Annotated in this window: 17 protein-coding genes, 7 tRNA genes and 1 rRNA gene; 5 read left to right on the top strand and 20 right to left on the bottom strand. The window is 52.7% G+C overall.

Translation table 11 applies throughout. The features are described 5' to 3' along the window. Nucleotides 1-28 precede the first annotated feature (28 nt). A complete protein-coding gene (locus tag NST04_RS11350; protein WP_341184316.1) occupies nucleotides 29-994 on the top strand; it encodes an MBL fold metallo-hydrolase in 966 nt (321 codons plus the stop codon). 86 nt (nucleotides 995-1,080) lie between these two features. On the opposite strand, the gene NST04_RS11345 is transcribed toward NST04_RS11350, so the two are convergent. The 9 genes from NST04_RS11345 to NST04_RS11305 all read right to left on the bottom strand — a co-directional run bounded on the left by NST04_RS11345 (nucleotide 1,081) and on the right by NST04_RS11305 (nucleotide 14,372). Further along, nucleotides 1,081-1,899: a class I SAM-dependent methyltransferase gene (locus NST04_RS11345; RefSeq protein ID WP_341184315.1), complete on the bottom strand. Its 819-nt coding sequence runs from the start codon at nucleotides 1,897-1,899 to the stop codon at nucleotides 1,081-1,083. 270 nt (nucleotides 1,900-2,169) lie between these two features. After that, nucleotides 2,170-2,799: an HXXEE domain-containing protein gene (locus NST04_RS11340; RefSeq protein ID WP_341184314.1), complete on the bottom strand. Its 630-nt coding sequence runs from the start codon at nucleotides 2,797-2,799 to the stop codon at nucleotides 2,170-2,172. 23 nt (nucleotides 2,800-2,822) lie between these two features. After that, nucleotides 2,823-3,404, bottom strand: a complete 582-nt coding sequence (locus NST04_RS11335; RefSeq protein ID WP_341184313.1) for a TetR/AcrR family transcriptional regulator — start codon at nucleotides 3,402-3,404, stop codon at nucleotides 2,823-2,825. Nucleotides 3,405-3,632: 228 nt separating this feature from the next. After that, nucleotides 3,633-7,400, bottom strand: a complete 3,768-nt coding sequence (locus tag NST04_RS11330; protein ID WP_341184312.1) for an Ig-like domain-containing protein — start codon at nucleotides 7,398-7,400, stop codon at nucleotides 3,633-3,635. Nucleotides 7,401-7,536: 136 nt separating this feature from the next. Then, nucleotides 7,537-9,087: an ABC transporter substrate-binding protein gene (locus tag NST04_RS11325; RefSeq protein WP_341184311.1), complete on the bottom strand. Its 1,551-nt coding sequence runs from the start codon at nucleotides 9,085-9,087 to the stop codon at nucleotides 7,537-7,539. 38 nt (nucleotides 9,088-9,125) lie between these two features. Continuing rightward, nucleotides 9,126-10,010, bottom strand: coding sequence for a carbohydrate ABC transporter permease (locus tag NST04_RS11320; protein WP_341184310.1), 885 nt, complete (start codon nucleotides 10,008-10,010; stop codon nucleotides 9,126-9,128). Nucleotides 10,011-10,025: 15 nt separating this feature from the next. Then, nucleotides 10,026-11,012, bottom strand: coding sequence for an ABC transporter permease (locus tag NST04_RS11315; RefSeq protein ID WP_341150513.1), 987 nt, complete (start codon nucleotides 11,010-11,012; stop codon nucleotides 10,026-10,028). A gap of 270 nt (nucleotides 11,013-11,282) precedes the next feature. Then, entirely contained in the window at nucleotides 11,283-13,592 is a 2,310-nt protein-coding gene (locus tag NST04_RS11310; protein WP_341184309.1) for a helix-turn-helix domain-containing protein, read from the bottom strand. A gap of 33 nt (nucleotides 13,593-13,625) precedes the next feature. Next, on the bottom strand, nucleotides 13,626-14,372 hold the full coding sequence (locus NST04_RS11305; RefSeq protein ID WP_341184308.1) for an SGNH/GDSL hydrolase family protein: 747 nt from the start codon (nucleotides 14,370-14,372) through the stop codon (nucleotides 13,626-13,628). A gap of 134 nt (nucleotides 14,373-14,506) precedes the next feature. On the opposite strand from NST04_RS11305, the gene NST04_RS11300 reads away from it, so the two are divergent. Then, a complete protein-coding gene (locus NST04_RS11300; protein WP_341184307.1) occupies nucleotides 14,507-15,373 on the top strand; it encodes an AraC family transcriptional regulator in 867 nt (288 codons plus the stop codon). Nucleotides 15,374-15,392: 19 nt separating this feature from the next. Here NST04_RS11300 and NST04_RS11295 read toward each other — a convergent pair whose 3' ends face one another. Beyond that, nucleotides 15,393-16,304 (bottom strand): AraC family transcriptional regulator, encoded by a 912-nt coding sequence (locus tag NST04_RS11295; protein ID WP_341184306.1) that lies wholly within the window; start codon nucleotides 16,302-16,304, stop codon nucleotides 15,393-15,395. A 136-nt stretch (nucleotides 16,305-16,440) separates the two neighbouring features. On the opposite strand from NST04_RS11295, the gene NST04_RS11290 reads away from it, so the two are divergent. Together NST04_RS11290 and NST04_RS11285 are read left to right on the top strand one after the other, a co-directional pair. Then, on the top strand, nucleotides 16,441-18,432 hold the full coding sequence (locus NST04_RS11290) for an alpha-amylase family protein (protein ID WP_341184305.1): 1,992 nt from the start codon (nucleotides 16,441-16,443) through the stop codon (nucleotides 18,430-18,432). Nucleotides 18,433-18,497: 65 nt separating this feature from the next. Then, a complete protein-coding gene (locus tag NST04_RS11285) occupies nucleotides 18,498-18,920 on the top strand; it encodes a VOC family protein (protein WP_341184304.1) in 423 nt (140 codons plus the stop codon). Between the two features lie 17 nt (nucleotides 18,921-18,937). Here NST04_RS11285 and NST04_RS11280 read toward each other — a convergent pair whose 3' ends face one another. Then, nucleotides 18,938-19,912, bottom strand: a complete 975-nt coding sequence (locus NST04_RS11280; protein WP_341184303.1) for a LysR family transcriptional regulator — start codon at nucleotides 19,910-19,912, stop codon at nucleotides 18,938-18,940. A gap of 51 nt (nucleotides 19,913-19,963) precedes the next feature. On the opposite strand from NST04_RS11280, the gene NST04_RS11275 reads away from it, so the two are divergent. After that, nucleotides 19,964-20,911 (top strand): NAD(P)-dependent oxidoreductase, encoded by a 948-nt coding sequence (locus NST04_RS11275; protein WP_341184302.1) that lies wholly within the window; start codon nucleotides 19,964-19,966, stop codon nucleotides 20,909-20,911. A 71-nt stretch (nucleotides 20,912-20,982) separates the two neighbouring features. Here the strand turns inward: NST04_RS11275 and NST04_RS11270 are convergent. From NST04_RS11270 to rrf, 9 genes are all read right to left on the bottom strand, one after another. After that, nucleotides 20,983-21,061, bottom strand: a tRNA-Leu gene (locus tag NST04_RS11270). Between the two features lie 187 nt (nucleotides 21,062-21,248). Then, nucleotides 21,249-21,325: transfer RNA gene (locus NST04_RS11265), tRNA-Arg, on the bottom strand. Nucleotides 21,326-21,331: 6 nt separating this feature from the next. Next, a tRNA-Gly gene (locus NST04_RS11260) sits at nucleotides 21,332-21,406 on the bottom strand. A 63-nt stretch (nucleotides 21,407-21,469) separates the two neighbouring features. Beyond that, nucleotides 21,470-21,547 (bottom strand) — tRNA-Asp (locus NST04_RS11255). A gap of 76 nt (nucleotides 21,548-21,623) precedes the next feature. After that, nucleotides 21,624-21,697 (bottom strand) — tRNA-Met (locus tag NST04_RS11250). 40 nt (nucleotides 21,698-21,737) lie between these two features. Further along, a tRNA-Val gene (locus NST04_RS11245) sits at nucleotides 21,738-21,813 on the bottom strand. Nucleotides 21,814-21,900: 87 nt separating this feature from the next. Next, nucleotides 21,901-21,975: transfer RNA gene (locus tag NST04_RS11240), tRNA-Glu, on the bottom strand. Nucleotides 21,976-22,125: 150 nt separating this feature from the next. Continuing rightward, nucleotides 22,126-22,644: an AAA family ATPase gene (locus NST04_RS11235; protein WP_341184301.1), complete on the bottom strand. Its 519-nt coding sequence runs from the start codon at nucleotides 22,642-22,644 to the stop codon at nucleotides 22,126-22,128. Between the two features lie 72 nt (nucleotides 22,645-22,716). Continuing rightward, nucleotides 22,717-22,833 (bottom strand): 5S ribosomal RNA (gene rrf, locus NST04_RS11230). Between the last annotated feature and the right edge of the window lie 61 nt (nucleotides 22,834-22,894).

Raw genomic sequence — 22,894 nt, 5'->3', positions numbered from 1 at the left:
ATTCCCATGTTGGAAGGGAGAGATTACTATGCTGAACAGGATTGAATCATTTCAAGGCTCCAGGCATTTCCGGCTGCAATATATTGCAGATAGCACCGTTGCAGCGGTTGCCGTTCCAGGCACAGGCTCACTCGCAAACGCGGCCATTATTGACCTGGGGGGACTCACTTTGGTGGTGGACACATTCGCGACGCTGGAAGCCGCACAGGATTTGAAGGCTGCTGCTGAGCATCTCACAGGGAACCCTGTATCCTATGTAATCAACACACACTGGCACAGCGATCATACTACTGGCAATCAGGTATTTGTGCCTGACGCTCAGCTGATTGCAACATCAGGCACCCGTGAGACGATGAATACATTCGCCAGAGACCGGGTAGCCCAGTACCAGAACAACAGAGAGAAGATGCTAGAGGCGATCCGGGAAGCGGAATTGCAAGGCGAGCAGGAGACAGATAGCAAGCTGAAGCAGGAAATGGCTTGGGAGAATGCAACGGACCGTGAGTTCGTGAACATGCTGCCGCAGTTGGTTCATACAGTACCGAGCGTGACTTTTGACCGGCATATGACCATTCATGGCAGCAACCGCAGCGCGCAGCTCATTACATATGGCGGAGGACACACGCAGAGCGATGCTATTGTGTACCTACCAGAAGATAAAATTGTCATTATCGGGGACCTCGTACTCTCGAACCACCACCCTGTTCTAGCCAATGCCAATCCTCAGGAATGGCTGTATATTCTGGAGCAGGTTGAATCGCTGGACGTGGAGACGATTGTACCGGGGCATGGTGAGGTCTGCTCCCTGCAACAGCTTCATGCGGTGAAGGGATACATAAGCAGAATGATCGCCATCGTGACCGAAGCCGCTCAGAATCAGCAGAGTATTGAAGAGATCGAAATACCCGAAGAATACCGGGCTTGGTACTTCACAACCTATTTCAAGACGAATTTGAATAAGGTGTATGACCTGATTACTGCTTTAGGGGAGTAACCGAGAGCATTCGGCGTATATCGTATAACCAGACGAGGCAAGAAAAGAAGAGCATATCCCTTCTTTTCTTGCTTTTTCTATGCATACTATCCTTTCCTAAGTACAAAACATAGCGTGTCTGCTCCTCCCGTATACGGACTGCCGCAACTATCATCGTAAACACTGTCCAGTTGGAATCCCCAAGGCAACACTTCATCCGCAAGGGTCTCCTGTGTAAACACCGTATTCCAGATCAAATAATGATGCAGCTCATGATCGGCAAGTATCAGAGTCTGACGGGCCTCCACGGTATGCCCCTCAAAGAAATAAGATGCTTCGAGACATACATGTGGTTCAGCATTCCAAAAACCTCCGTATGGATACACCCTCCACGAGGTACTGTCCTGCTTACTCCAATTCGTCTTCTGCGTGAACACATCGAAGATAAACAGGCCGCCTGGCTTTAAGGCACGGTATACCTTAGACAGCAGGGTGTTTCGCTCACTTAGTGTAAGCGCGCCGTAATCACAATAAATCAAGGTGATGCTATCGAACACTCCGGTATAATCCAGCTCCAAATAATTCTGATAGATATACCGGCTCCGCGTATCCTGCTCTTGGGCATAGGCGATGGAACGTCTTGAGAAATCAAGTCCCGTTACGTTATACCCCTGTTCAGAGAGACGCTTGGTATATAGTCCCGGTCCACAGCCAAGGTCAAGAATACGGCTCCCCGGCGGGATCAGACGGCTAAGCCACTTCACTGAACGATCAATATCTCTGTGCCTGCGGCTCGCCGCTTCCCAGTCCGGATTCAGATGAGCCTCCAGCATATTTTTGGAGATATGCTCATCATCCCAGAACGGTTCATTACTGCGCTGCCAAAGCACAGGATTGCGTACAAGGGAGAATAGTTGAGTTAACATCGGCCTTCCTTTCACGATTCAGAAGTTTGGTGATACATAAAATGGTAAGGGTTCACTCATACCGGTAGCAAGGCACAGAACGATTAAAAGAAAAATGGATAGCCCGCTGACACTCCGCTGGGGGAACCACACAAGGCTATCAGGACGGGTCGACCTTGTTTCCTGGAGCACCCCCCTAGAGAAGTACAGGGAGAGCATACATTGAGGTAGAAATGAAAACAGCGACAGCAAAGGACGCGATAAGAATGTTCCTGACTGCCGCTACTTTATTTATTTATGAGTATGAGAATACCTTAATTGTTTTTGCGAAAATTTGTGAATGGAGTTTTTGTTTTTCAGCCATGTATTTCCTTTCACTATAAAAAGATAAACAGCTATGCAAAAATAAATTACACCCCAAATCCAGTCTGACCGAGTTATTAAATGATGCTCATATACGTAGTTGATGTACCAGATGCCCACCGGTAAATGTACAACAATTGCGGAGACTAAGCCTGGATTATACATGCTTTTTGCTCTTATATTAACGACGACTCCATGAAAAATGATTTGGAAAAAGCCCATTAAAACAGGTGCCATTCCCAGCCATACTACAGACGGGAAAAATACAGGAAGCAAGTAAAACACATAGGCGATAACCACATTAATAATCATTGCCGACTGTTTATTTAATGGATAGTTGTCAGGGGATTCACTTTTAAACAAAGCTTTATTGAATATGCCTGGAAAATATCCCGGCCAGCGGTATTCCTCAAACTGGTGAAGAAGGATCGCCACCAAGCTTAACCATAATATGCTGTTTATCCGTGGTATTTCTCCCCAGTTCAATAAGAGATAAACGCATATTAAAATACCCAAGAATAGTCCGATGTCCTGCCAGTTCTTTCTTAAAATGTTCATTAACTCACCTCAATCTGAGTTTATTAATGAAAGTATCTCGCAAAGAGCAGGTCAATCTGCTCCTCTACAGGTGCTATCTTCACGGAAGCTCCTGTTTCAAGTATAGGACTCATAAGGGCCGGTAGAAAAAGCGCTCCAAAAATCTGCGTCGTCATGGTCATCAGGTGCTCTGGCTGCTGTTCACCGGTTATCTCTCTTAAAGTATTTTGTATCTTAGCAAACCCCAGCAGATTCAAAAATGATCCATATTCATACTGGGAGGTGAAAATGGTAGTGCCCATCAAGATGATTCTGGAGAGCAATTCGGGATATTGTCGGATCACCTGCAAATAATCGAGTAAAAATCGCCTCAATCTGTCCCGTGAGGATATAGAGAAGTCGTCAAGTATGGCAAACGTATCCTGAAAGCTGTTCAATATCAATTTCGTAGATTCGCTAAACAAGTTTTCTTTGGACCCAAAATAATAGTTCACCAGAGCGACATTCGTGTTTGAGGCTTCTGCAATTTTTTTGATAGTGATCCTTTCAAAGCCTTCTTGTTTAATCAACTCCAGGGTGGCATGCATAATCTTCTCTTTTGTTTCCAGCTTTTTGTCTGGCTCCATCTGCTACCTCCAAGTATATTCCCTGAGTTTAAATACAATTTTAAATGACATTTAAAATCGTATTTAAACTCAGTATAGCTATATTTTTCCTTTTTGCAAAGTTTATTTATCGGGAATTTCATTTGTGATCGGTTTTCCGATTACATTTGGCCTACGTAGCGCCCATTGTATTTAGTCCTAAACAACATAAAAAACGCCCTCCCCAGAAAGGAAAGGCGTTATCCCGCATTATGGCATCACCGAGAAGACAATATCGTCGAACAGCATGTAAGCGAAGCCGCTGGTGTAGAAGCCGACCTTGCCGGACGGGCGGTGGCCCGGATCGGTGCCGGAGAGTCTTGGCGCGCCGTCAACGGATACAGCGATGTCCCCGCCCATCGCCGTTACCTTCACCGCATACTCCGTATCCGGCTGCAGGTCATGTCCAGGCAGCACACTCTCGGTCAGCTTCTGCCACGCTGTATCATACAGAATCCAGGAGGAAGATCCGTCTGCCCGGGTCCGGTACCCGATCCGGGTAGAGCCGCTGCTGTCCTGGCGGTCGAAGATGTATAGGATGCCGTTATCCGGCATCACGGCGGGCGTCTTCAGCTTGAACTCCAGCTGATAGGCGGTGAAGCTGCGGTCCAGCAGGCCGCTGGCCCCGTTCAGCAGCTTATAGCGGCGGTTGCCGTCCGGATCGGCGGCGATGCTGCGGTTCGGGTCCACCGGCCAGCCGTTGCCTCCGTTCTCGAAGTTGGTCTCATGCATAATATTCGAGACGGTGACTGTAATATCCGCTTTAATCAGCGGATTCACCGTTGACACAGCCGAGATGACCGTCTGCCCCTCGTATACGGCATGCACCACACCAGTACTGTTCACCGTAGCGACCGCCGGGTTAGCCGACTGCCAGGTCAGGCCTGTATCCGGCGTATCCGCAGGGTCGAAGGCTACCTGTAACGCCTTATCTTCACCTGCGGCCAGACGCACGTTATTCTCTGCCGGAATAATCCCGGCCAGCGTTGTCGTCAGCTCCCTGAACTGAATGTCATCGAAGTGCATCTGGCTGACATTGCTGACATAGAAGCCGACCTTCCCTTCCGCATTATGCCCCGGGTCAGTGCCCTTCAGGCGGAACGCTCCGTCCAGATAGACGCTGATATCGCCGCCCTTCACCAGCATGCGGACCGTATATTCCGTATCCGGCTGCAGGTCATGCCCCGGCAGCTTGACTTCCTTCAGCACCGTCCAGGCTGAATTATACAGCAGCCAGGCGGAGCTTCCGTCCGCCCGGGTCCTATAGCCGATCCGGCTGGAGCCGCTTCCGGCCTGGCGGTCGAAGATATACAGTGTCGCGTTATCGCCCATCACCGCCGGGGTCTTCACCTTGAAGCTCAGCTCATAGTCCGAGAAGGATTTGGGGCTAAGGGCGGAGGCCCCGTTCAGGATCTTGTACCAGCGGTTCGTGCCGATCTTCTCGATGCTGCGGTTGGCATCCTGCAGCCAGCCGTTCGCGCCGGATTCAAAGTCCGTGAAGTCCATCACGCCGTCGCCCGCCTCCACGTGAACCGTAACCGTGGCAGTCAGCAGCGGATTCTCCACTGAAGCTACCGTGATCACCGTGGTCCCAACCGTCCGGCCGGTTACGGTTCCTGCCCCGTCCACTGCCGCGATAGCCGGATCAGCCGAAGTGAAGGCCAAAGCCGGATTGTCCGCGTTCCAGGGGAGGACCGCCGTGCGCAGCTTCACCGTTTTCCAGCGGTCTACGTTAATCTCGCTGTCATAGACACTCACGCCCTGCACGGGATAGCTGTCCGCACCGGCTGTCGTGCCTGCCTTACCGGCAACGCCGATCTCGCCGAACGGAATCTCCGGGAAGCCGGGAATCACATCATATACATCCGCATCCGGCCGCAGCGACAGATCGCCTCCCGCCAGATCGGTGAACCCGGGATCTCCTGCGGTTACCCAGTTATTCGCATACTGGACCAGCCCGAACTTGTCATAGGCCCCGTACACATTGGTTGTTACACTGCGCGGAACGGACGGGTTATAGATAACATTGCCCTGGAACGTATTCGTATCAGGATAATAACGGTTCTCCGTGAAGAAATCCGCCAGCTCGGGATACTTCGTCAGATAAGGCGTTCCGGTGAAATTATTGTTCGCTGCGAACAAGGCCTGCCACTTCGGCATGTAATTCAGCGGCACCTGATCATCCGGCTCATCGCCCAGGAACATATCCGCATAGTCATACGGAATTTTGCTGTCAATGAAGATATTGTTGCGGGTCAGGATATGGGCGCCACCGTTATTTTTAATAGCGGAATTACCCATCTTGTAAAAGATATTCTCGTCAATAGTCAGACCCATCGTGAAATTGTCCGGGTATACGCCCTCTACACCCGCTTTGCTCTCCCCGATGTTATGGAAGTAATTACGGCGGATTACCGTTCCCCGCTCATGGGGCTGTTCCCCCGCGTTCATATAGATCGCGCCGAGATCCGAGAAGGTCGTGCATACATCATAGATCTCGTTATATTCCACGGTATGATCATTGCCGAAGATCAGCACACCGGGATGCGGCGCGTCATGCAACTCATTGTGCGACATGCGGTTGCCCACGCCGGACAGCAGCACCCCGGGATTATAGGCTTTGTGATAGTAGGCAAAATCGTGAATATGCGAATTCTCCACCCTGTTGTTCCCCGGGGCAAGCGTCGTTTTGTTGCCCCCAGTCAGCGTGACGGCAGTGCCGCCGATATGATGAATATGCGTGCTGACAATGGCGTGATCTGTTCCCGGTGCCCCTTCGAAGTTATTGTAGTAGAACCGGCTCTGAGTATTGACCAGCACCCCGCTGTTGGTGAAATTGCGGATCTCGCTGTTCAGAATACGCATTTGCTTGCCGCCCATGAACACCGCTGCGGAATCGCGGCCGTTCTCCAGCACCAGCTCCGAGAAGTCGATGTACGAGGCGTTCAAGGCGTTGATCATCGGACTCTTCAGCATCGTGACTTCAATATCCGGGTTCCCGGCAGTAAATTCCGCGTTCGGCAGAAAATAGAGCTTGCCGGCCTGGCGGTCGATATAATATTCGCCGGGCATGTCGATCTCCTCCAGCAGATTCTGCGCGAAGTGGAAATCCGGGTACCAGTTCTTGAAGATCCCGCTCATCTCTCCGTAGCGGAGGGTGATGCTTTTGGCGGCCGTATCAATGGAAGCAATCTTGTTGTACGACCATTCCCAGCTATAACCGAAGATCCCGTCCAGCCAGATGTCGTCCGCCTGCGTCCAGTACTGGGGACGGTCATACGTGTAGGTGAAGGTTCCGCCGCGCGTATGCACTTCGCCGTTCGGGTCCTTCCGGGTCGGGCCGGGATCAAGAATCTCATCCATCTGGACCGTGCCTTCATTCGGCCAGCGGGCCAGTGTCATGCCCTGCCCGGCCACGTACAGCTCCATCGGCGGCACCTCGCTCAGATCATTCGCCAGATAATAGCCGTGGCGGCTGAGCTGGCCGTAATCGGTAATGCCCAGCGCTCCCAGATCGGCGGCCAGCACCTTCGTTCGCGCCTCCGGGCTGATGATCCGGCTGAGAATGGCCGTGTCGGTAACCGGAACGAAGGCTGATTTGGCGAGTTGGCGGGAGCCGGACAGCGTGACCTCCTCTCCCGGATAAGCCGTATACGTGATGGGCTTGTCGGCCTCACCGGAGTCCTGTTCACGCAGCTCGAAGCTGGAGGTCCGCTCATACCTTCCTTCCCGCAGATACACGGTGACTCCGCCATCCGGCAGTCCTTCCTCCGTCTTCAGCGTACGAATCGTATCGCGCGCCTTCTCAAGCGTCTGGAACGGGGCATTTAGCGTCCCAGCATTGGAATCGCTTCCATTATTGGCCACATAAAAGGCCGTCCCGGACGTTCCTCCCTCCGCATATGCAGGGGCTTCAAACGGCAGAGAGGGCATCAACAACAGACTGGCTGCAAGTGCCGCAAGCAAACGTTTTTTCACCAAGGCTCCTCTTCCTTTCAACGTGGGATGTAGGGGCTTACGCCAACTTCAGTCTGGCGAAGCCCCCCATGAGCAGCAGGTTTCTCCGGTTCTCCTCAGCCGTGCAGATCTATTCTGTTTCCTTACACCTTACGCCTTATTTCTTCAGACCTTTATCCTTCAGGAATTGTTCGAATTGTTTGGTGACTTCCGCCACATATTTCTCTTCGCCGGCTTCCTTCAGCTTGCCATAGAGCGCAGGCCAGGTTTCATCAAAATCAAGCGTACCGGTAACCAGCCCCCGTTTGTATTCTCCCCACACGGCGTTCAGGTTGGCAATTTCGGTATTCACCGGCTCGGAATTGAACTTGAAGGCACCAACCGGATTCACCTCAGAACCGGAATTGATCTTCTTGGTCTCTTCCCACACATTCTCCGGCTGACCTTCTTTCAGATAGGAGTTGAATACGCTACCGAACACCCAGTCCATATTCGGCAGATAGCGGGAATCCGCTTTGGCCTTGATGTACTCCCCGTCTGCCTTATCATAATGCTCCCCGGCAATTCCGTTACAGAGCAGATTGTACAGCTCCTTGTCGGTATTCACCAGATTCAGGAACATCATCGCGCGCTCCGGATTAGGGGCCGTACGGCTGATCGATTGGTTGGTTGTGGCCGAATAACCGTTGGAGAACCAGTCGCTGAGCGGTACCGTGATGACGTCATTGCCGCCGTTTTTGGCCTTCACCTCAGCCTCAACGCCCGGCTTCAGCGTCACGTTGAAATCGACGGCAATCTGGCCTTTGGCGAGGTAATCATTCGCTTTTTCGGTAGCAGCATCCTTGTAAATATAGCCATCCTTATACCACTTGCTGGCCAGCCGGAAATTGTCCAGTTCTTCTTCCGAGTACCGCTGGAGCGTATACGAGGGATCATCTGTCTTGATATAGAAATGGTCATCCAGACCCGGAACTACCCAGTACTTGTCGTCATGCGCCTGCGGATTGATGAAGGAAGTGCCGAATACGCCAAACGGAATGATATCCTTCTCGTTCTGCTTAATCTGGGCCAGGAACGGCTCGATGTCCGCAATTTTTTTGATGGAAGCGGTATCAAGTTTGTACTTGTCAGCGAAGCGCTTCTGGATGATGAAGCCGTACCGGGAGCCGTTGATCTGCTGGTTCGGAATACCGTAGATCTCCCCGTCCACCGAGAGGCCATCCCACATCACCTGCGGCACCTCCTTCTTCAGCTCCGGCGCATACTCGTCAAGCAGCTTATCCATCGGCTGAATCGCTCCCTTGCGCACCAGCTCCTCCGGCTTCAGCATATAACCGGTCCAGAGAATGTCGAACTTCTCGCCTGCCGCAAGCACGGTGTTCATCTTCTGCACATAGTCCCCGATTGCTACAGGCATCAGCTTCACGGTGGCGTTGATCTTCGCCTTCGTAATCTTGTTCACTTCCTCCTGCACCTTATCCTGGTCTGCCTGCAGCTGCGACAGCGGATAATACCAGGTCAGTTCGACCGGCTTCAGCTCGCCGTCCTTCCCGGATTCCGGTGCCGCGCTCTGCGCAGCCCCCGTTCCGCTTCCTTCCGTACCTGTAGCAGCACTGCCATTGCCGCCGTTATTGTTCCCTCCGCAGCCTGACAGCACGGATGCAAGCAGCATTACGGATGCCAATACGCCAACCAGCCCTTTTTTCATGTGAGTGACCTCCTGTACTTAGTACATGTAATTGTATGTTAACCCTTTAGGGAGCCAACCGTAAGCCCTTTGACGAAAAACCGCTGAAAAAACGGGAAGATGACCAGCATCGGTCCGCCGGCCAGTACGGCAATAGCCATCCGCGCGGAGCTGTTCGGGAAGCTGCTCAGGTCAATGCCAAGCTGCCCGGTAAATTCGGAGTTCGTCGTGAGAAACTCAATGCTGTTGAGCGTCCGCACCAGCAGGAGCTGCAGCGGCACCTTGTTTGGATCATCAATATAGAGCATCGCGTTGAACCATTCGTTCCAGTAGGTGAAGGAGATCAGCAGACCCAGCGTCGCCAGCGCCGGAGTGGACAGCGGCAGGATGATCCGGAAGAAAATGCGGAATTCCCACGCCCCGTCGATTTTGGCGGATTCAATGATCTCCAGCGGAATCTTGGACATGAAGCCCTTCATGACCATAATGTTGAACGGCGACAGCAGAATCGGCAGAATCAGCGCCAGCAGGCTATCCTTCAGATGCAGGTACTGAGTAATGAGAATGTAGGAGGGAACGAGTCCCCCGCTGAACAGCATGGTGAAAAATACATAGAACGTCGTCGCCCGGTTATACCGGTAATCCTGCCTTGAAATCACGTAGGCGGTCATCGCGGTCAGCAGCAGTCCAGCCAGCGCGCCGATGATCGTCACCGTGAACGTAACTCCATAAGCCCGGAGCAGGATGTCGGGAGCGTCCAGCAGATAGCGGTAGGCATCCAGACTGAAGGATGAAGGAATGAACTGGTACCCGTTCTCGGTCAATGATTTCTCATCCGTCAGCGAGACCACGATGACCAGCAGGAATGGCAGAATCACCACCAGCGACAGCACGATAAACAGCAGATTAATGAACAGCTTCGAGAATTCAAATTTTTTGCCCACGCTTAGGGCACCTCCTTACCACAGGGAATTATCGGGATCGACCTTGCGCACAATTCCGTTAGCCGTCAGTACCAGCACCAGACCGACAACCGACTGATAGAACCCGGTAGCCGCAGACATGCTCACATTGCCGACCTCACGCAGCGCACGGTACACATAAGTATCAATGATATCCGTAGAGCCATAGAGAAAACCGGAGTTATTCGGGATGAAATAATGCAGGCCGAAATCCCCGCGGAACATATTACCGATGGATAGAATCAGCATAATAATGATGATTGGGGCCATCAGCGGAATCGTGATTTTGAAGGCCATTTGCCGCTTGGTTGCCCCGTCGATCCGTGCCGCCTCGTAATATTCACTGTTAATGCCAATAATGCCGGCAAAATAAATCAGCGTGTTGAACCCCACCACTTTCCACAATTGAACCAGAATCAGAATGACCGGCCAGGGTCCGGGGTTCTGATACCAGCTCACCGGATTCAGCCCGAAGGATTCCAGCGTGCGGTTGATGAAGCCGTCCGAATGGTTCAAGAAGGCATAAGCCACGTAACCCACAAGCACCCATGACAGAAAATGGGGCAGAAACAAGGCCGTCTGATAGAACTTGCTCCACTTAGCCTTAATCTCATTCATCAGAATAGCCAGCAGCAGCGCCGCTGAGGTGCCAATCAGAATATAGGCGGTGTTATACAGAACCGTATTCCTTGTAATCCGCCACGCCGTGTCCGTAGTGAACAAATAACGGAAGTTATCCAGCCCGACCCATTTACTGCCGAAGATGCCGAGATCATACCGGTAATTCTTGAAGGCGATAATCAGACCAATCATCGGAATATACGCGAAAATCAATTTGTACAGCAATCCCGGCAGCGAGAGCAGGAACAGCTCCCGGTTGCTTTTGAAATGGGTCAGCTCCCTTCGGAGCCAGGATTTTCTGCGCGTGGCCGGCAGCGCTCCTGAACTTGCCTGCTGTTCCGCCAGCGGAACCTTATTCAACATAACCTTGAGCCCCTTCCTTTCCTTCCTTAGCTGCAGCTGTTTGCCTGTGTCCCAGGCTTTGCACGACTAACAATAGCGCAGAATCAGGCCGCTGCGTTACTGTACAATTGCAAGAATGCTGTAAAGCCGGGCTGTATTGTTGCCAGATTACTATCTAGCGGGGAACGAATTCCTGCGCGGCACAGCAAAAAGCCCGCCGCATGAACATTGCTCATGTAACGGACCCTGCCTTACGTATTGGACGCTGCTTGACCCATTTGGGTAAAGGAATCATCTGCTGCGGTCAATGGCTGATTTCAGGCGGTACTCCTTCGGCGTGGTGCCATAGCAGCGCTTGAACAGGCGGTAAAAATAACTCTCGTTCCCGAACCCGACCTTCTCCATAATCTCTGTTACGGTGAAGTCCTCTTGCTCCAGGTACTTCTTGGCACTGGCCAGCCGGACGGCGTTGATCTGATCCACCACGCTCGTGCCTTCCTGCGCCTTGAACACCTGGCCCAGATAGACCGGACTCATCTTAAGCATATCGGCAATCCGCTGCACATTCAGGTCAGGATCGGCGTAATGCCTGTCAATAATCTCCTTCACCGTGTCCGCGAGCAGCCGGTTCTTGTCCTCGCGCCCGCTCCGGCGCTGCCCGGCGACTTCCCGCACCACCTCCAGCAGGACCGTCTCCATCTCATCCAGCGTCTCCTTCTCCAGAATCCGGCGGTTGATCGCCTGCAGGTTAAGCGAGACCGGATTGACACTCCGGCTGTTCATCTCGGCTAGCGTCTGGCTCAGAGTCACGGCCAGATGAAGCACCGCAGAATACATATTCTCGTAGCTGAAGCCGCCAAGCAGCGCTCTCCACTTGCGGATCGTCTGCTCAGTCTCTGCCAGATCCCCGCCCTTCAATCCTTCCGTCAGCTGCCGCTCCAGCTCCTGCGGAATGCGCAGCGCTTCATTCGCCTCATTCGCCCGGAGCATTTCAGGCTCCAGCACTGCTCCTTTGCCGTAGATCATCCGGTAATTGGCATGGCGCTGCGCCAGATTATAATGCGCCGTGATGCTGCGGTAATCCGTGAAGACCTCGCTTAGCGTGACTGTAAAAGTAATATGATAATAGTTGCCGATCGTCTGCTGGAGCTCCCTGAACCGCTCCTCCAGCTTCGCCAGCTCCCCGTCCGCACTCCCGGCAATGAAGACCAGATGCCCGCTCTTCATATCTGCAGCTTCACAGGAGCCCTGAAGGCGCAATAATTCCTGTCCGATGTTGGAGATGGCGAAGTACAGCAGCGATTCCATTGGCAGTCCCGGCTCTGCCGCCAGCCCCTGCAGGTTGTCGATCTGCACGAGCGCCAGCCGGAGCGGAGACGGATAGGCAATATCGATGCCGTGCTGCTCTCTGAGCTGCAGGAAGGACTGCTCATCCAGACTGTGGCTTGAAGCGATCAGGCTGCGGAGCTGATAGAGCTTGGCAATATTGGACTGCGAGGCCCGCTCCAGCTCCAGCCCCTTCAGCTTGCTGATCATCTCCGTAAGGTTGGCTGCAATTAGTGACAGCTCATCCTTAGCCTGAGGCGCGCCCCGCACATCGCCTGGAACCAGAGTCAGCAGCTGGCCTACCGGCTTATACAGCCGCACCGCGAAGAACACGGACAACAGCACGGCCAGCAGAACAACAGACAGCGTGACCGCGATCTCCGTCCATTTCATCTGCCGGACACTGCCCAGCACCACATCATAATCCTGCATGCTGATAATCTGCCAGTTGTTCAGGGCTTTGCTCAGATAAGTCACTTTATATTTCCTGCCGTCATGACTGTAGTTGAAGGAATCCAGCGGCCTGCCCGAAGCGCTGATCCGCGGCAGCAGCTCTCCCTTCAGGTTAAGCCCTTCAGGAACCTGCCCGCCGGTTGCGATCAGCACCTCACCGTCGGTATCGGTCACGAATAACACATCATTCTGCCGTTCCGCCACTTGGTTAAGCGCTTTCATATTATCAAGCATCCATCCCGGCTTGACCGTGAGGATCAGCACATTGTCATTGATTGAACCCAAGGTATCCCCGTCATACAGGAAGAAGGCAAAGACATCAATCCCCCCGCCCTTGCCGTCCAGGTCGAGCGGAATGAGCTGGAGCTTCGGCAGATCTGCCCGGGAATCCATATAGTTCTGCAAGGAGCTGTACAGAAGACTATTGTTAATCTCATGATTCAGCGACGAGAAGAACCGGTGCTGGGCCCCATTATAAAAGACGGCCGCATGCAGATACGGTGAGGCTGCAACCGTATGATTCAACCGCTCAATCTTGAGGATGCTCTGCCTGTAATCAGCGCCGGACTTCAGCGCCAGCATCTCCTCGTCATTGTACAGGGAGACCGCCAGATCTTTTACAATTCCGTTCATGTTCTCGATATTGTAATTGATCTGGGTCAGCAGCTTGCGGTCCGCTTCATTCTGGAGGCTGAGCACCTTGCTGCGGGCACCCGAGTTCATCAGCAGCGAAGCTACAGCCAGAATGGCAACAACAAGCATAAAGCTGAGTAGGATCCGCTGCAAGTATTTACGCGAACGGATCGTCTGCAGTACGTTCATGTGATCCCTCTCCCGGCTCTTAAGGTGTCCTTACTATAATCCCGCGCCAAAATACTTGTCAATCTGCAGTTCCGGCTCCCCGCCGTACAATTCCCGAAGCAGCGTCCGTGCGATCACCCGGTGCCCCGTGGTGTCCGGATGGATACCGTCGCCATATCTGTAAGCGGTGTTCTGCGAGCGCTCATGCCGGATCAGCTCCAGCAGCGGCGTACGCAGATCAATTACTTTGTCCGCAGGGCAGCCCCCGGACAGCAGCCAGTCCGCATAACGTTTCAGCACCTGATCGTAGTCCTTGTATGGCGCCAGATAACTGAAGTCCGCCGCGTCTGCGGGCTGTAGCTCCCCCGTCATGGATAGGGCATCGAACGGTGGAGGTGTCATGAGTACGATCCCGGCTCCAGCTTCACCGACCCGGCTGCTGAGTGCCAGCATACCTGCCTGATAAGCGGCGAACCGCTCTTCCGAGAAGGGATGATAGATCCCGTCATTCATGCCATAGCAGGCTATAACCACATCAGGAGCAGCCTCCGCCATCTCTCTGGCCAGCCGCTCATGCACGCAAGGGCGCGGATTGGGATGCGCTGCTTCGCTCAGACCCGAGACCGTCTCGCTGGGTACTCCGGATGGAATCAGCTCGGCGGTCCACTCCGGCCGGTGCGTGTTCAGCCATTCCCGGATCAACCGGATATATTGTCCGTCAGCAGTAATGCTGTCCCCGAGGAACAGTATCCGAGGATTTCTGTTAGTCAGTGTAATTCTATCTTTAAGTATATTCCGCATTCTTTGCCCTCCTGACCTTGGCACAGGTCTCACTCCCCGGCCGCAGCCGGGCCGGTTCACCCGCCACCCTAATGGTAGCGCCACCTGCGTCTTTGCGCCTTGACGATCCCGACCTTCTTTAGCATAATATGGCCATGACTACCAAAATCCTAGCGCGGGATATCGGCCTTGAGCCGGGTTTTACCTTTAGAATCCAGAAATGCCCGCTGACCCATGATTACTACGTCCACAGCCATGATTTCTCGGAGCTTGTCGTTATTCTGTCGGGACACGCCATACACATCATTGAAGGGAGAGAGGTGCCGGTTAAGGCCGGACAGGTTTTTCTAATCCACAGCAACGTTTCCCATGGCTACAAGAATGTTGACGGAATTGAATACGTGAACGTGATGTTCCAGCCGGAGCAACTGCTCCAGCAGTCCGAGCTGAGGCTCCTGCCCGGCTTCCAGGCCTTATTCTATATTGAGCCGTTCTACCGGAAGGAGATGCATTTCAAGGGGATGCTCTCGCTGGATGCGGGACAGCTCCAGGAAGCTACCCGGCTGCTGGATCAGATTCTCGAGGAGCATGACCGGCAGCCTGAGGGCTACCGGCTGATGATCCGTACCTATTTCACCGCTCTGGTAGGCATGCTCTCCCGCTATTATCAGAACAGCAGCAGTCATGAGGATAACAAGGCGCTGCGGATCGGGGAGACCGTCACCTACATCGAAGAACACTTCCTGCAGCCGATCACGCTGCAATCGATGGCAGACCGGGCCTATATGTCCACCCGCCAGTTCCTGCGGGTCTTCACCCGCAACTACCAGACTACCCCTATGGATTATGTCATCCGTAAGCGGCTGGATTATTCCTGCACCCTGCTGCGCAGCCCGGGCCTGAGCATCTCGCAGGTGGCGATGGACAGCGGCTTCCATGACCAGAATTATTACTCCCGCCAGTTCCGCAAGGTATTTAACTGTAGTCCCAGCCAATACCGCGAGCGGATGCTGGGCTCCTGACCGCTGCCCGGGCAGGCGCTCAGCCCTCCCCCGGACCGGTCACAGCAGCAGCCTCATCCCGCTGGCGCAGCCGCTGCCGGTAGGCTCCCGGAGTCACACCGAACCTGGCGCTGAACAGCCGGGTCATATAGTTAGGGTCCTGAATGCCTACCCGTTCGGCAATTTCCGAGATGCCCAGCACCGTACCCCCCAGCAGCTTCTTCGCTTCTTCCAGACGCAGGTGCAGCACATACTGCAGCGGCGTGGTGCCGATATGCTGCTTCATGCATCTGGTAATATAATCAGCCTGGAAATGCAGTTCCTCCGCAAGTCCCGCCAGATGAAACGGCTCCCGCCAATGTTCCGCCAGATAGGCTGCGGCAGCACGGGCCAGCCGGACCGCCGGCTCCGGCGGCTGAGCCGTATGCTCACATTCCGCCTGAAGCGCCGCCAGCAGACCAGCCAGCAGCAGATGAAGCCGCATGGCATTCTCTGCGCTAAGCCGGTTATGAAGCTCGTTCATCTCCTGCAGGATCGGCTCCAGTCCCTCCAGATCAACAGCTGCGAACTTCGGCAGATACAGCCGCTGCTGCACCGAAGGCTCCTCGTCTTCTACCGTCCCCTTTGCCAGTAGTGTAGACCAGGGGATATCCCCGCGCTGGATATACGCCGGTTCAGGTGGATGAATGAAATGCACCCAGTAGATCTCCGTGTCCTCCCCGCAGGCACGGTATCCGTCATGCGGCAATCCAGCCTCAAGCAGCAGCACCATCCCCGGCCCCACCGCATATTCCTTATCCGCTTCCATCATATAGAGCGTCCCCCGCTTGACCAGCAGCAGATCATATACACCGAAGGTGCGGGCGAAATGCCGGTCCCCCGGCGACCAGACGGCATGTCCCACCGTGACAAACTGCGGCAGCGGCGGAATCGGAAACTCCAGGCATAGCATGATGTCCCCTCCTCTCCTCTTCAAAGTCGGTTTTGTGCTATTTCAAGTCTATATTAACACTGGCTGATCCCGCAATAAAGAGGTACAGTGACTGGGAATCTTCTTTTCATTCCATTCCATAAGGGGTTGTGTATCCATGCGTTTTCGTCAGGTTCATCTTGATTTCCATACCTCAGAAGCCATTCCCGGCATTGGCCGGGACTTCTCCAGAGCCCAGTTCCAGTCCATGCTGCGTACAGGTCATGTAGACTCTGTCACCGTGTTCTCCAAATGCCATCACGGCTGGGCCTATCATCCCAGTGAAGCCAATGAGATGCACCCTGAGCTTACCTTCGACTTGCTGGGTGAAATGATTGAGGCTGCCCATGAGATCGGTGTCCGTACACCGGTGTATTTATCGGCCGGCCTGGACGAGAAACTGGCCCGCCGCCACCCGGAGTGGCTGATCCGTGATGCCGAGGACCGGACCCGGTGGGTGAAGGATTTCATGACACCCGGTTACCATGAATTCTGTATGAACACGCCTTATCTGGACATCCTGCTGGCCCAAATTCATGAGGCGGCTTCCCGCTACGATGCTGACGGCATCTTCCTGGACATCGTTGGTTGCCGTAAATGCCGCTGCCAATATTGCGTCGCCGCTCTGCGGGCCGCGGGACAGGACCCCCGGGATGAAGCCGCCGTCATCGCCCTCGGGGAGCAGACTTACCTCCACTATGCCCGCCGTGTGCGGGAGACTCTGGATGCCGTGAAGCCCGGACTTCCCGTCTACCACAACAACGGTCATCAGCAGCGGGGACGCCGTGACCTTGTGCAGGTCAACACTCATCTGGAGCTGGAGTCCCTGCCCACCGGGGGCTGGGGTTATGATCATTTCCCGCTGTCTGCGCGGTACGTCCAGACGCTGGGCATGGAATTCCTCGGCATGACCGGCAAATTCCATACCTCCTGGGGGGAGTTCGGAGGCTATAAGCATCCGAACGCGCTACGGTTCGAGACCGCGCTTAGCCTCGCCCATGGCGCCAGATGCTCGATCGGTGACCAGCTCCATCCCTCCGGTCTGATGGATGAGGCGACCTACGCCTTAATCGGCGCTGCCTATAGTGAGGTAGAAGCAAAAGAGGAATGGTGCAGCGGGGTCACTGCTGTGGCCGATATTGCCGTCCTATCGCTGGAAGCGGCACGGGAGGCCTGTCCCGGCGGGCAAGCACGCAAGGGAGAGCGCAATCTGGCTGACGCCGGAGCGGTGCGGATGCTGACCGAAGGGCATTACCTTTATGATATCGTAGATACATTCAGCGATTTTAGCGCCTACAAGGTGCTGATTCTCCCGGATGAGGTATCTGTATGGCCTGAGCTGGCCGATGCCATAGAGAGCTTCACAGCTGGCGGCGGCAAGGTGCTGGCTACCGGACGCTCGGGATTGAATCTGGCCGGGGATGCCTTTGCCCTGGACCTGGGAATCAGCTGGCTTGGAGAGAACCCCTACCAGCCCGCGTATTTCAAGCCCTATTTCACTCCTGGTGCGCTATTGCCCGCTTCCTTTGTCATGTATGGCGAAGGCCAGCTAATTGAATTACAGGAAGGTCAAGGAGAGGCGCTCGGACATCTGGAGAACCCCTATTTTAACCGTGACGTCTTCACCTTCTGTTCCCACCAGCACACACCGGGCACCATGGAGAACAATGGTCCGGGGATGGCCGAGAGCAGGAGCGGAATCTATCTCGCCTGGAAGGTATTCAGCGAGTACGCCGAAGCCGGCTCTCTTATCCTGAAGGAGCTGGTGCTGCATGCACTGTCGCGGCTGCTGCCTGAGCCGTCACTGCGTACGGATCTGCCGGCCCGCGGCATAACGACCCTGCAGTATCAGCAGGCAGAGCAGCGTTATGTGAATCATCTGCTCTATGCCGCGCCTGCCCTGAAGGGCCGGATTGAAGTCATCGAGGACCTCGTGCCGCTCCATGATATTACCGTCAGCCTGCGGCTCCCGTCTCCCGGCCCCGTCCACCGGGTCTATCTGGCCCCCTCCATGGCAGAACTGCCGTTCACGTTCAGCCCGGATGGCGAGATTGCCTATACCCTTCCTTACCTGGAGAATCACCAGATGGTCGTGATTGAGCTGGTGTAGATTAGGTCCATTTATAGTAGAATAATAAGAACTATACCATTGCCTAGAATGAGAGGATGACCGGGATGCCTCAGTCCATTGTACACATTGCTCTAGTCGTTAAGGATTATGACGAAGCCATAGAATTTTATACCAACAAGCTGAATTTCACATTAGTTGAAGATCTTTATCAGCCCGAGCAGGATAAAAGATGGGTCGTAGTCTCCCCTCCCGGGTCAGCAGGCACCACCCTTCTGCTGGCCCGGGCGTCGAAGCCTGAACAGGAGCCCTTTATCGGCAATCAGGCAGGCGGACGGGTATTCCTTTTTCTGAACACCGATAACTTCTGGCGAGATTATCATGAAATGGTCTCCAGGGGGATTGAATTCGTCAGAGAACCCAAAGAAGAAGCATATGGAATCGTTGCGGTATTCAAGGATTTGTACGGCAACCTGTGGGACCTGCTGCAGATGAACGCAGACCACCCGATTTCCAAGCGGATACAATGATTGCACAGCAGGCCAACTCATTGAACTCCAAATGTATCTCGCAGATAATTATCAAGAATCTGAAGGGGCTCGTGTAACGCCTGGTTGGGAAACTTATGAGTTACTTTATAGCCTACTCTGGGTGGCACTGACACCGCCAGCTTCTGAAGAACAAATTCTCCTATCCCCATCATATGGACGCCAATCGAAGCGGGTACAATCGTCCATTGTCTGGCATTCGTCAAAAAAGTAGTGATGAGTCCCGCTGAGTCCAGATGTACACGGGACGGACACAGCGGGTCCCACCACTGGTCATGCCTGAATTGAAACTCCCGATTCCAATTGACCAGAACCTCATGCTCTGCCGCCAATTCTTCCATTTCTACCGTATCTCCAGCCTGCCGCCCTGGTACAGCCAAGCGCAACAGCACCATTTCTTCAGTGAAAAACGGTTGAACAGTAACGCTAGGCGACACAATTTCCCGTACCACAAACGCCACATCCATCTCACGCCGCTCAATACTGTCAAAAGCCTCCTGAGTATGCTGCGTACGAATTTGCAATCGGATGGACGGACTGTGCTGATTAAGCATTCTATATACCGGAGGCAAGACGAAGTGGCTTATACTTTCGGCAGCGCTTATGGCCAGACTTAACTGCGAACCATTCGCCTTTAAAATTTGAGTTTCCCTCCAGAGCGCCTCCCACCTTTCCGCAATACTAAAAAAGTTCTCCCCTTTTGGGGTCAGGCTGATTTTGGCTGCCCCTTTTCTCCGCTCCACCAACAGGCCGCCCATCCCTTGCTCTAATGTCTTTAAACGGTAGCTTACCGTTGCTTGTGACAGGTGCAGCAGATCGGCCGCTTTACTTATACTCCCAGTCCGTACGATAGCTAAAAACGCTTCTATCCCAGGAAAATACATCAAATACCTCCTCAATATATAGAAAATATTAATATAGTTCACAAAATATTTGCGTTTTACAACATTATTCTTTATGTCTAAAATTATCATTAACACAGACAAAGGGTCAAATAGTCCAGGTTATGAAAAGGTGGTTTAGCCATGAAGGTTCTCATCGTTGGTCATTTTAACGAAACTGCGCAATCAAAGATTTCCGGGTATTTTCCGCAAGACTGGAACGTTGTCATTGTCCCGCCCGGACAAGATATGCTGCATCACATTGAAGATTGCCAGGTTCTCATTCCTGAGCATATCAAAGTAGACTCTAGCCTGCTCGCCAGTGCCAAAAAATTAAAATTGGTACAGACGGGTGCAGGCTACGATAATGTCGATATCCCTGCCTGTACACAGCTCGGCATTTGGGTGGCCAATGCGGCAGGAGTAAATGCACAGGCCGTGGCCGAGCACGTAATGGCCCTAATGCTGGCTTATTATAAAAACATACCGTTTCTTGATCATTTCATGAAAACCCGGATGGATGAACATCAGTTGGAGTACACAGGGAGTGAACTAGAGGGCAAAACCATTGGGATTATCGGGCTGGGTGCTATCGGAAAAAAAGTGGCTGCGTTTTGCAGCGCTTTTGATATGAATGTGCTGGCTTATGCGAGAAAGACCGTAGTACAGGCTGATGGTTTGATGACAATGACGGATCTCGATAATCTTCTAAGCACATCGGACATCGTCAGTGTACATGTACCCTTGACTGAGCAGACCAAGCACCTGATCAACCAGACGGCACTTCAGAAAATGAAGAGTAGCGCTCTGTTCATCAACACGGCCCGCGGCGGGATTGTTAACCAGACAGATTTGATAGATGCCTTAAAAACCGGGGTTATTTCCGGCGCCTGCCTGGATGTGTATGAATCTGAACCGCTTCCCCTAGACAGTGAGCTCCGCACTCTAAGTAATGTGGTCCTTACTCCCCATACCGCAGGAATGCCTGACGGCCGGAAATTTCACAAAAAAAGATATGATTTCTTCATTAAGAATATACAACGTGTACAAAAAGGGGAAGAACCTGAAAGCAGGCTAAATCAGTTAGTATAGTTTCGGTGCAATAAAAATACAAAAAAAGCTTTATGACATTGTACAAAATACAATGTCATAAAGCTTTTTAATACCGGCGAGAGGACTCGAACCTCCACGGTTTCCCACTCGATTTTGAGTCGAGCGCGTCTGCCATTCCGCCACGCCGGCTTAATATTATGTATATCCACTATGGATAATTAAATTTTAGATGAAATACTCTCAATAAAATAATAATGGCGCGCCCTGAGAGATACGGATGCTACGCATCCGATTGCGAAGTTGTGCTATCGAAGCGTAGGCTCCAACGAACTCGTTCGAATCTGAAGGACACTTTGTTAAATCAGAGAAGTATTAATGGCGCGCCCTGAGAGATTCGAACTCCCGACCTTTTGATTCGTAGTCAAACGCTCTATCCAGCTGAGCTAAGGGCGCAAAATATGGAGCGGACGACGGGAATCGAACCCGCGACCCTCGCCTTGGCAAGGCGATGCTCTACCGCTGAGCCACGTCCGCACACGGTATGTATTCAACTGCTTCAATAAATCCAGGGACTTCTCATCCCTTGCACCAGTAAAATGGCGGAACCGACGGGATTCGAACCCGCGATCTCCTGCGTGACAGGCAGGCATGTTAGGCCAACTACACCACGGTTCCAAGATAAAAGGTTTTAGAGCCCCCGGAAAGTATTCGGAATATGCTACAGAGCATCTCTTCACTTTGTGGGGATTAATTGCGGGGGCAGGATTTGAACCTGCGGCCTTCGGGTTATGAGCCCGACGAGCTACCGGGCTGCTCCACCCCGCGTCAGTAATAAAATATTCTCTTCTGGCTTGCAAAGTCTGCATGGTGGAGGCTGAGGGGTTCGAACCCCCGACCCTCTGCTTGTAAGGCAGATGCTCTCCCAGCTGAGCTAAGCCTCCATCGAAGAAGCAACTTAATGATCATAACACATTTACATGAGATATACAACCATTATTTATTTCCGCTTTAGAGATTAAAGAAGTGAATGGTGACTCGTATGGGATTCGAACCCATGTTACCTCCGTGAAAGGGAGGTGTCTTAACCCCTTGACCAACGAGCCAGATCAACAAGCATTCTTTCGACAACAAAATATATTATATCAAATATATGAGAATAGTGCAACAAGAAACAACATTATTATTAAAAAACTAATGAGCCTCTAGTTCCACTTCAATGCTAACCTGAACAGACGATTCCCGCTCTCACTGTCCTAATCCTGTGTTTCTATCATAGCTATAATAACCTCAGCAACCTGTGAAATCGACTTATACTCCGTATCCACATGATGTTCGAAGACCTTGTTCTTAAGCCCTTTAAGACATCTCTGCATCTGTAGAGCAGCCCAGGAGTCTCTGCCATCTCCACGGCTCTTAAGTCTGTCAAGCAGGGTCTCAGGTGAAGCAAACAACGTAAAATGACGAACTTGCCGGCCCTCACTTCTTAGTCTACCCACTATCTCTATAAAATAATCCGGATCCACTAGAGTCATAGGTACAATAATCGTTCCTTCATACTCTGAGTCAATACATTTAAGCATCGAATAGGTAAACTCGCGCCACAGATAGTGTTTCTGGAAATCATCCTCTGCCATTTCAGCAGGAATATTGTCACGGATGTAATAGCCTGCATTCTCCGGATCGAATACATAAGAATCTGGAATTCTCCGGTGGAGTTCAGCCGCCGTCTGCGTCTTTCCCGAACCAAAGGTTCCATTCAGCCAAATAATCACACCCGCACCTCCTTCATATTCAGCTTACCCATAACAAAAAACCACCATTGATAATCAACAGTGGTCTTGTGTGCTTGGCAACGTCCTACTCTCCCAGGACCCTTCGGTCCAAGTACCATCGGCGCTGGAGGGCTTAACGGTCGTGTTCGGGATGGGTACGTGTGGAACCCCTCCGCTATCGCCACCAAACGGGCATTTGAGTATCAAATGCTATTATTCAGGTCTCAGCATCGCCAAATGCTGAAAACAA

The organism is Paenibacillus sp. FSL H7-0756, assembly GCF_038006765.1.
GTDB lineage: Bacteria > Bacillota > Bacilli > Paenibacillales > Paenibacillaceae > Paenibacillus_AQ.
The sequence above is the reverse complement of the archived record's forward strand: the minus strand, read 5'-3'. Positions and strand labels throughout refer to the sequence as shown.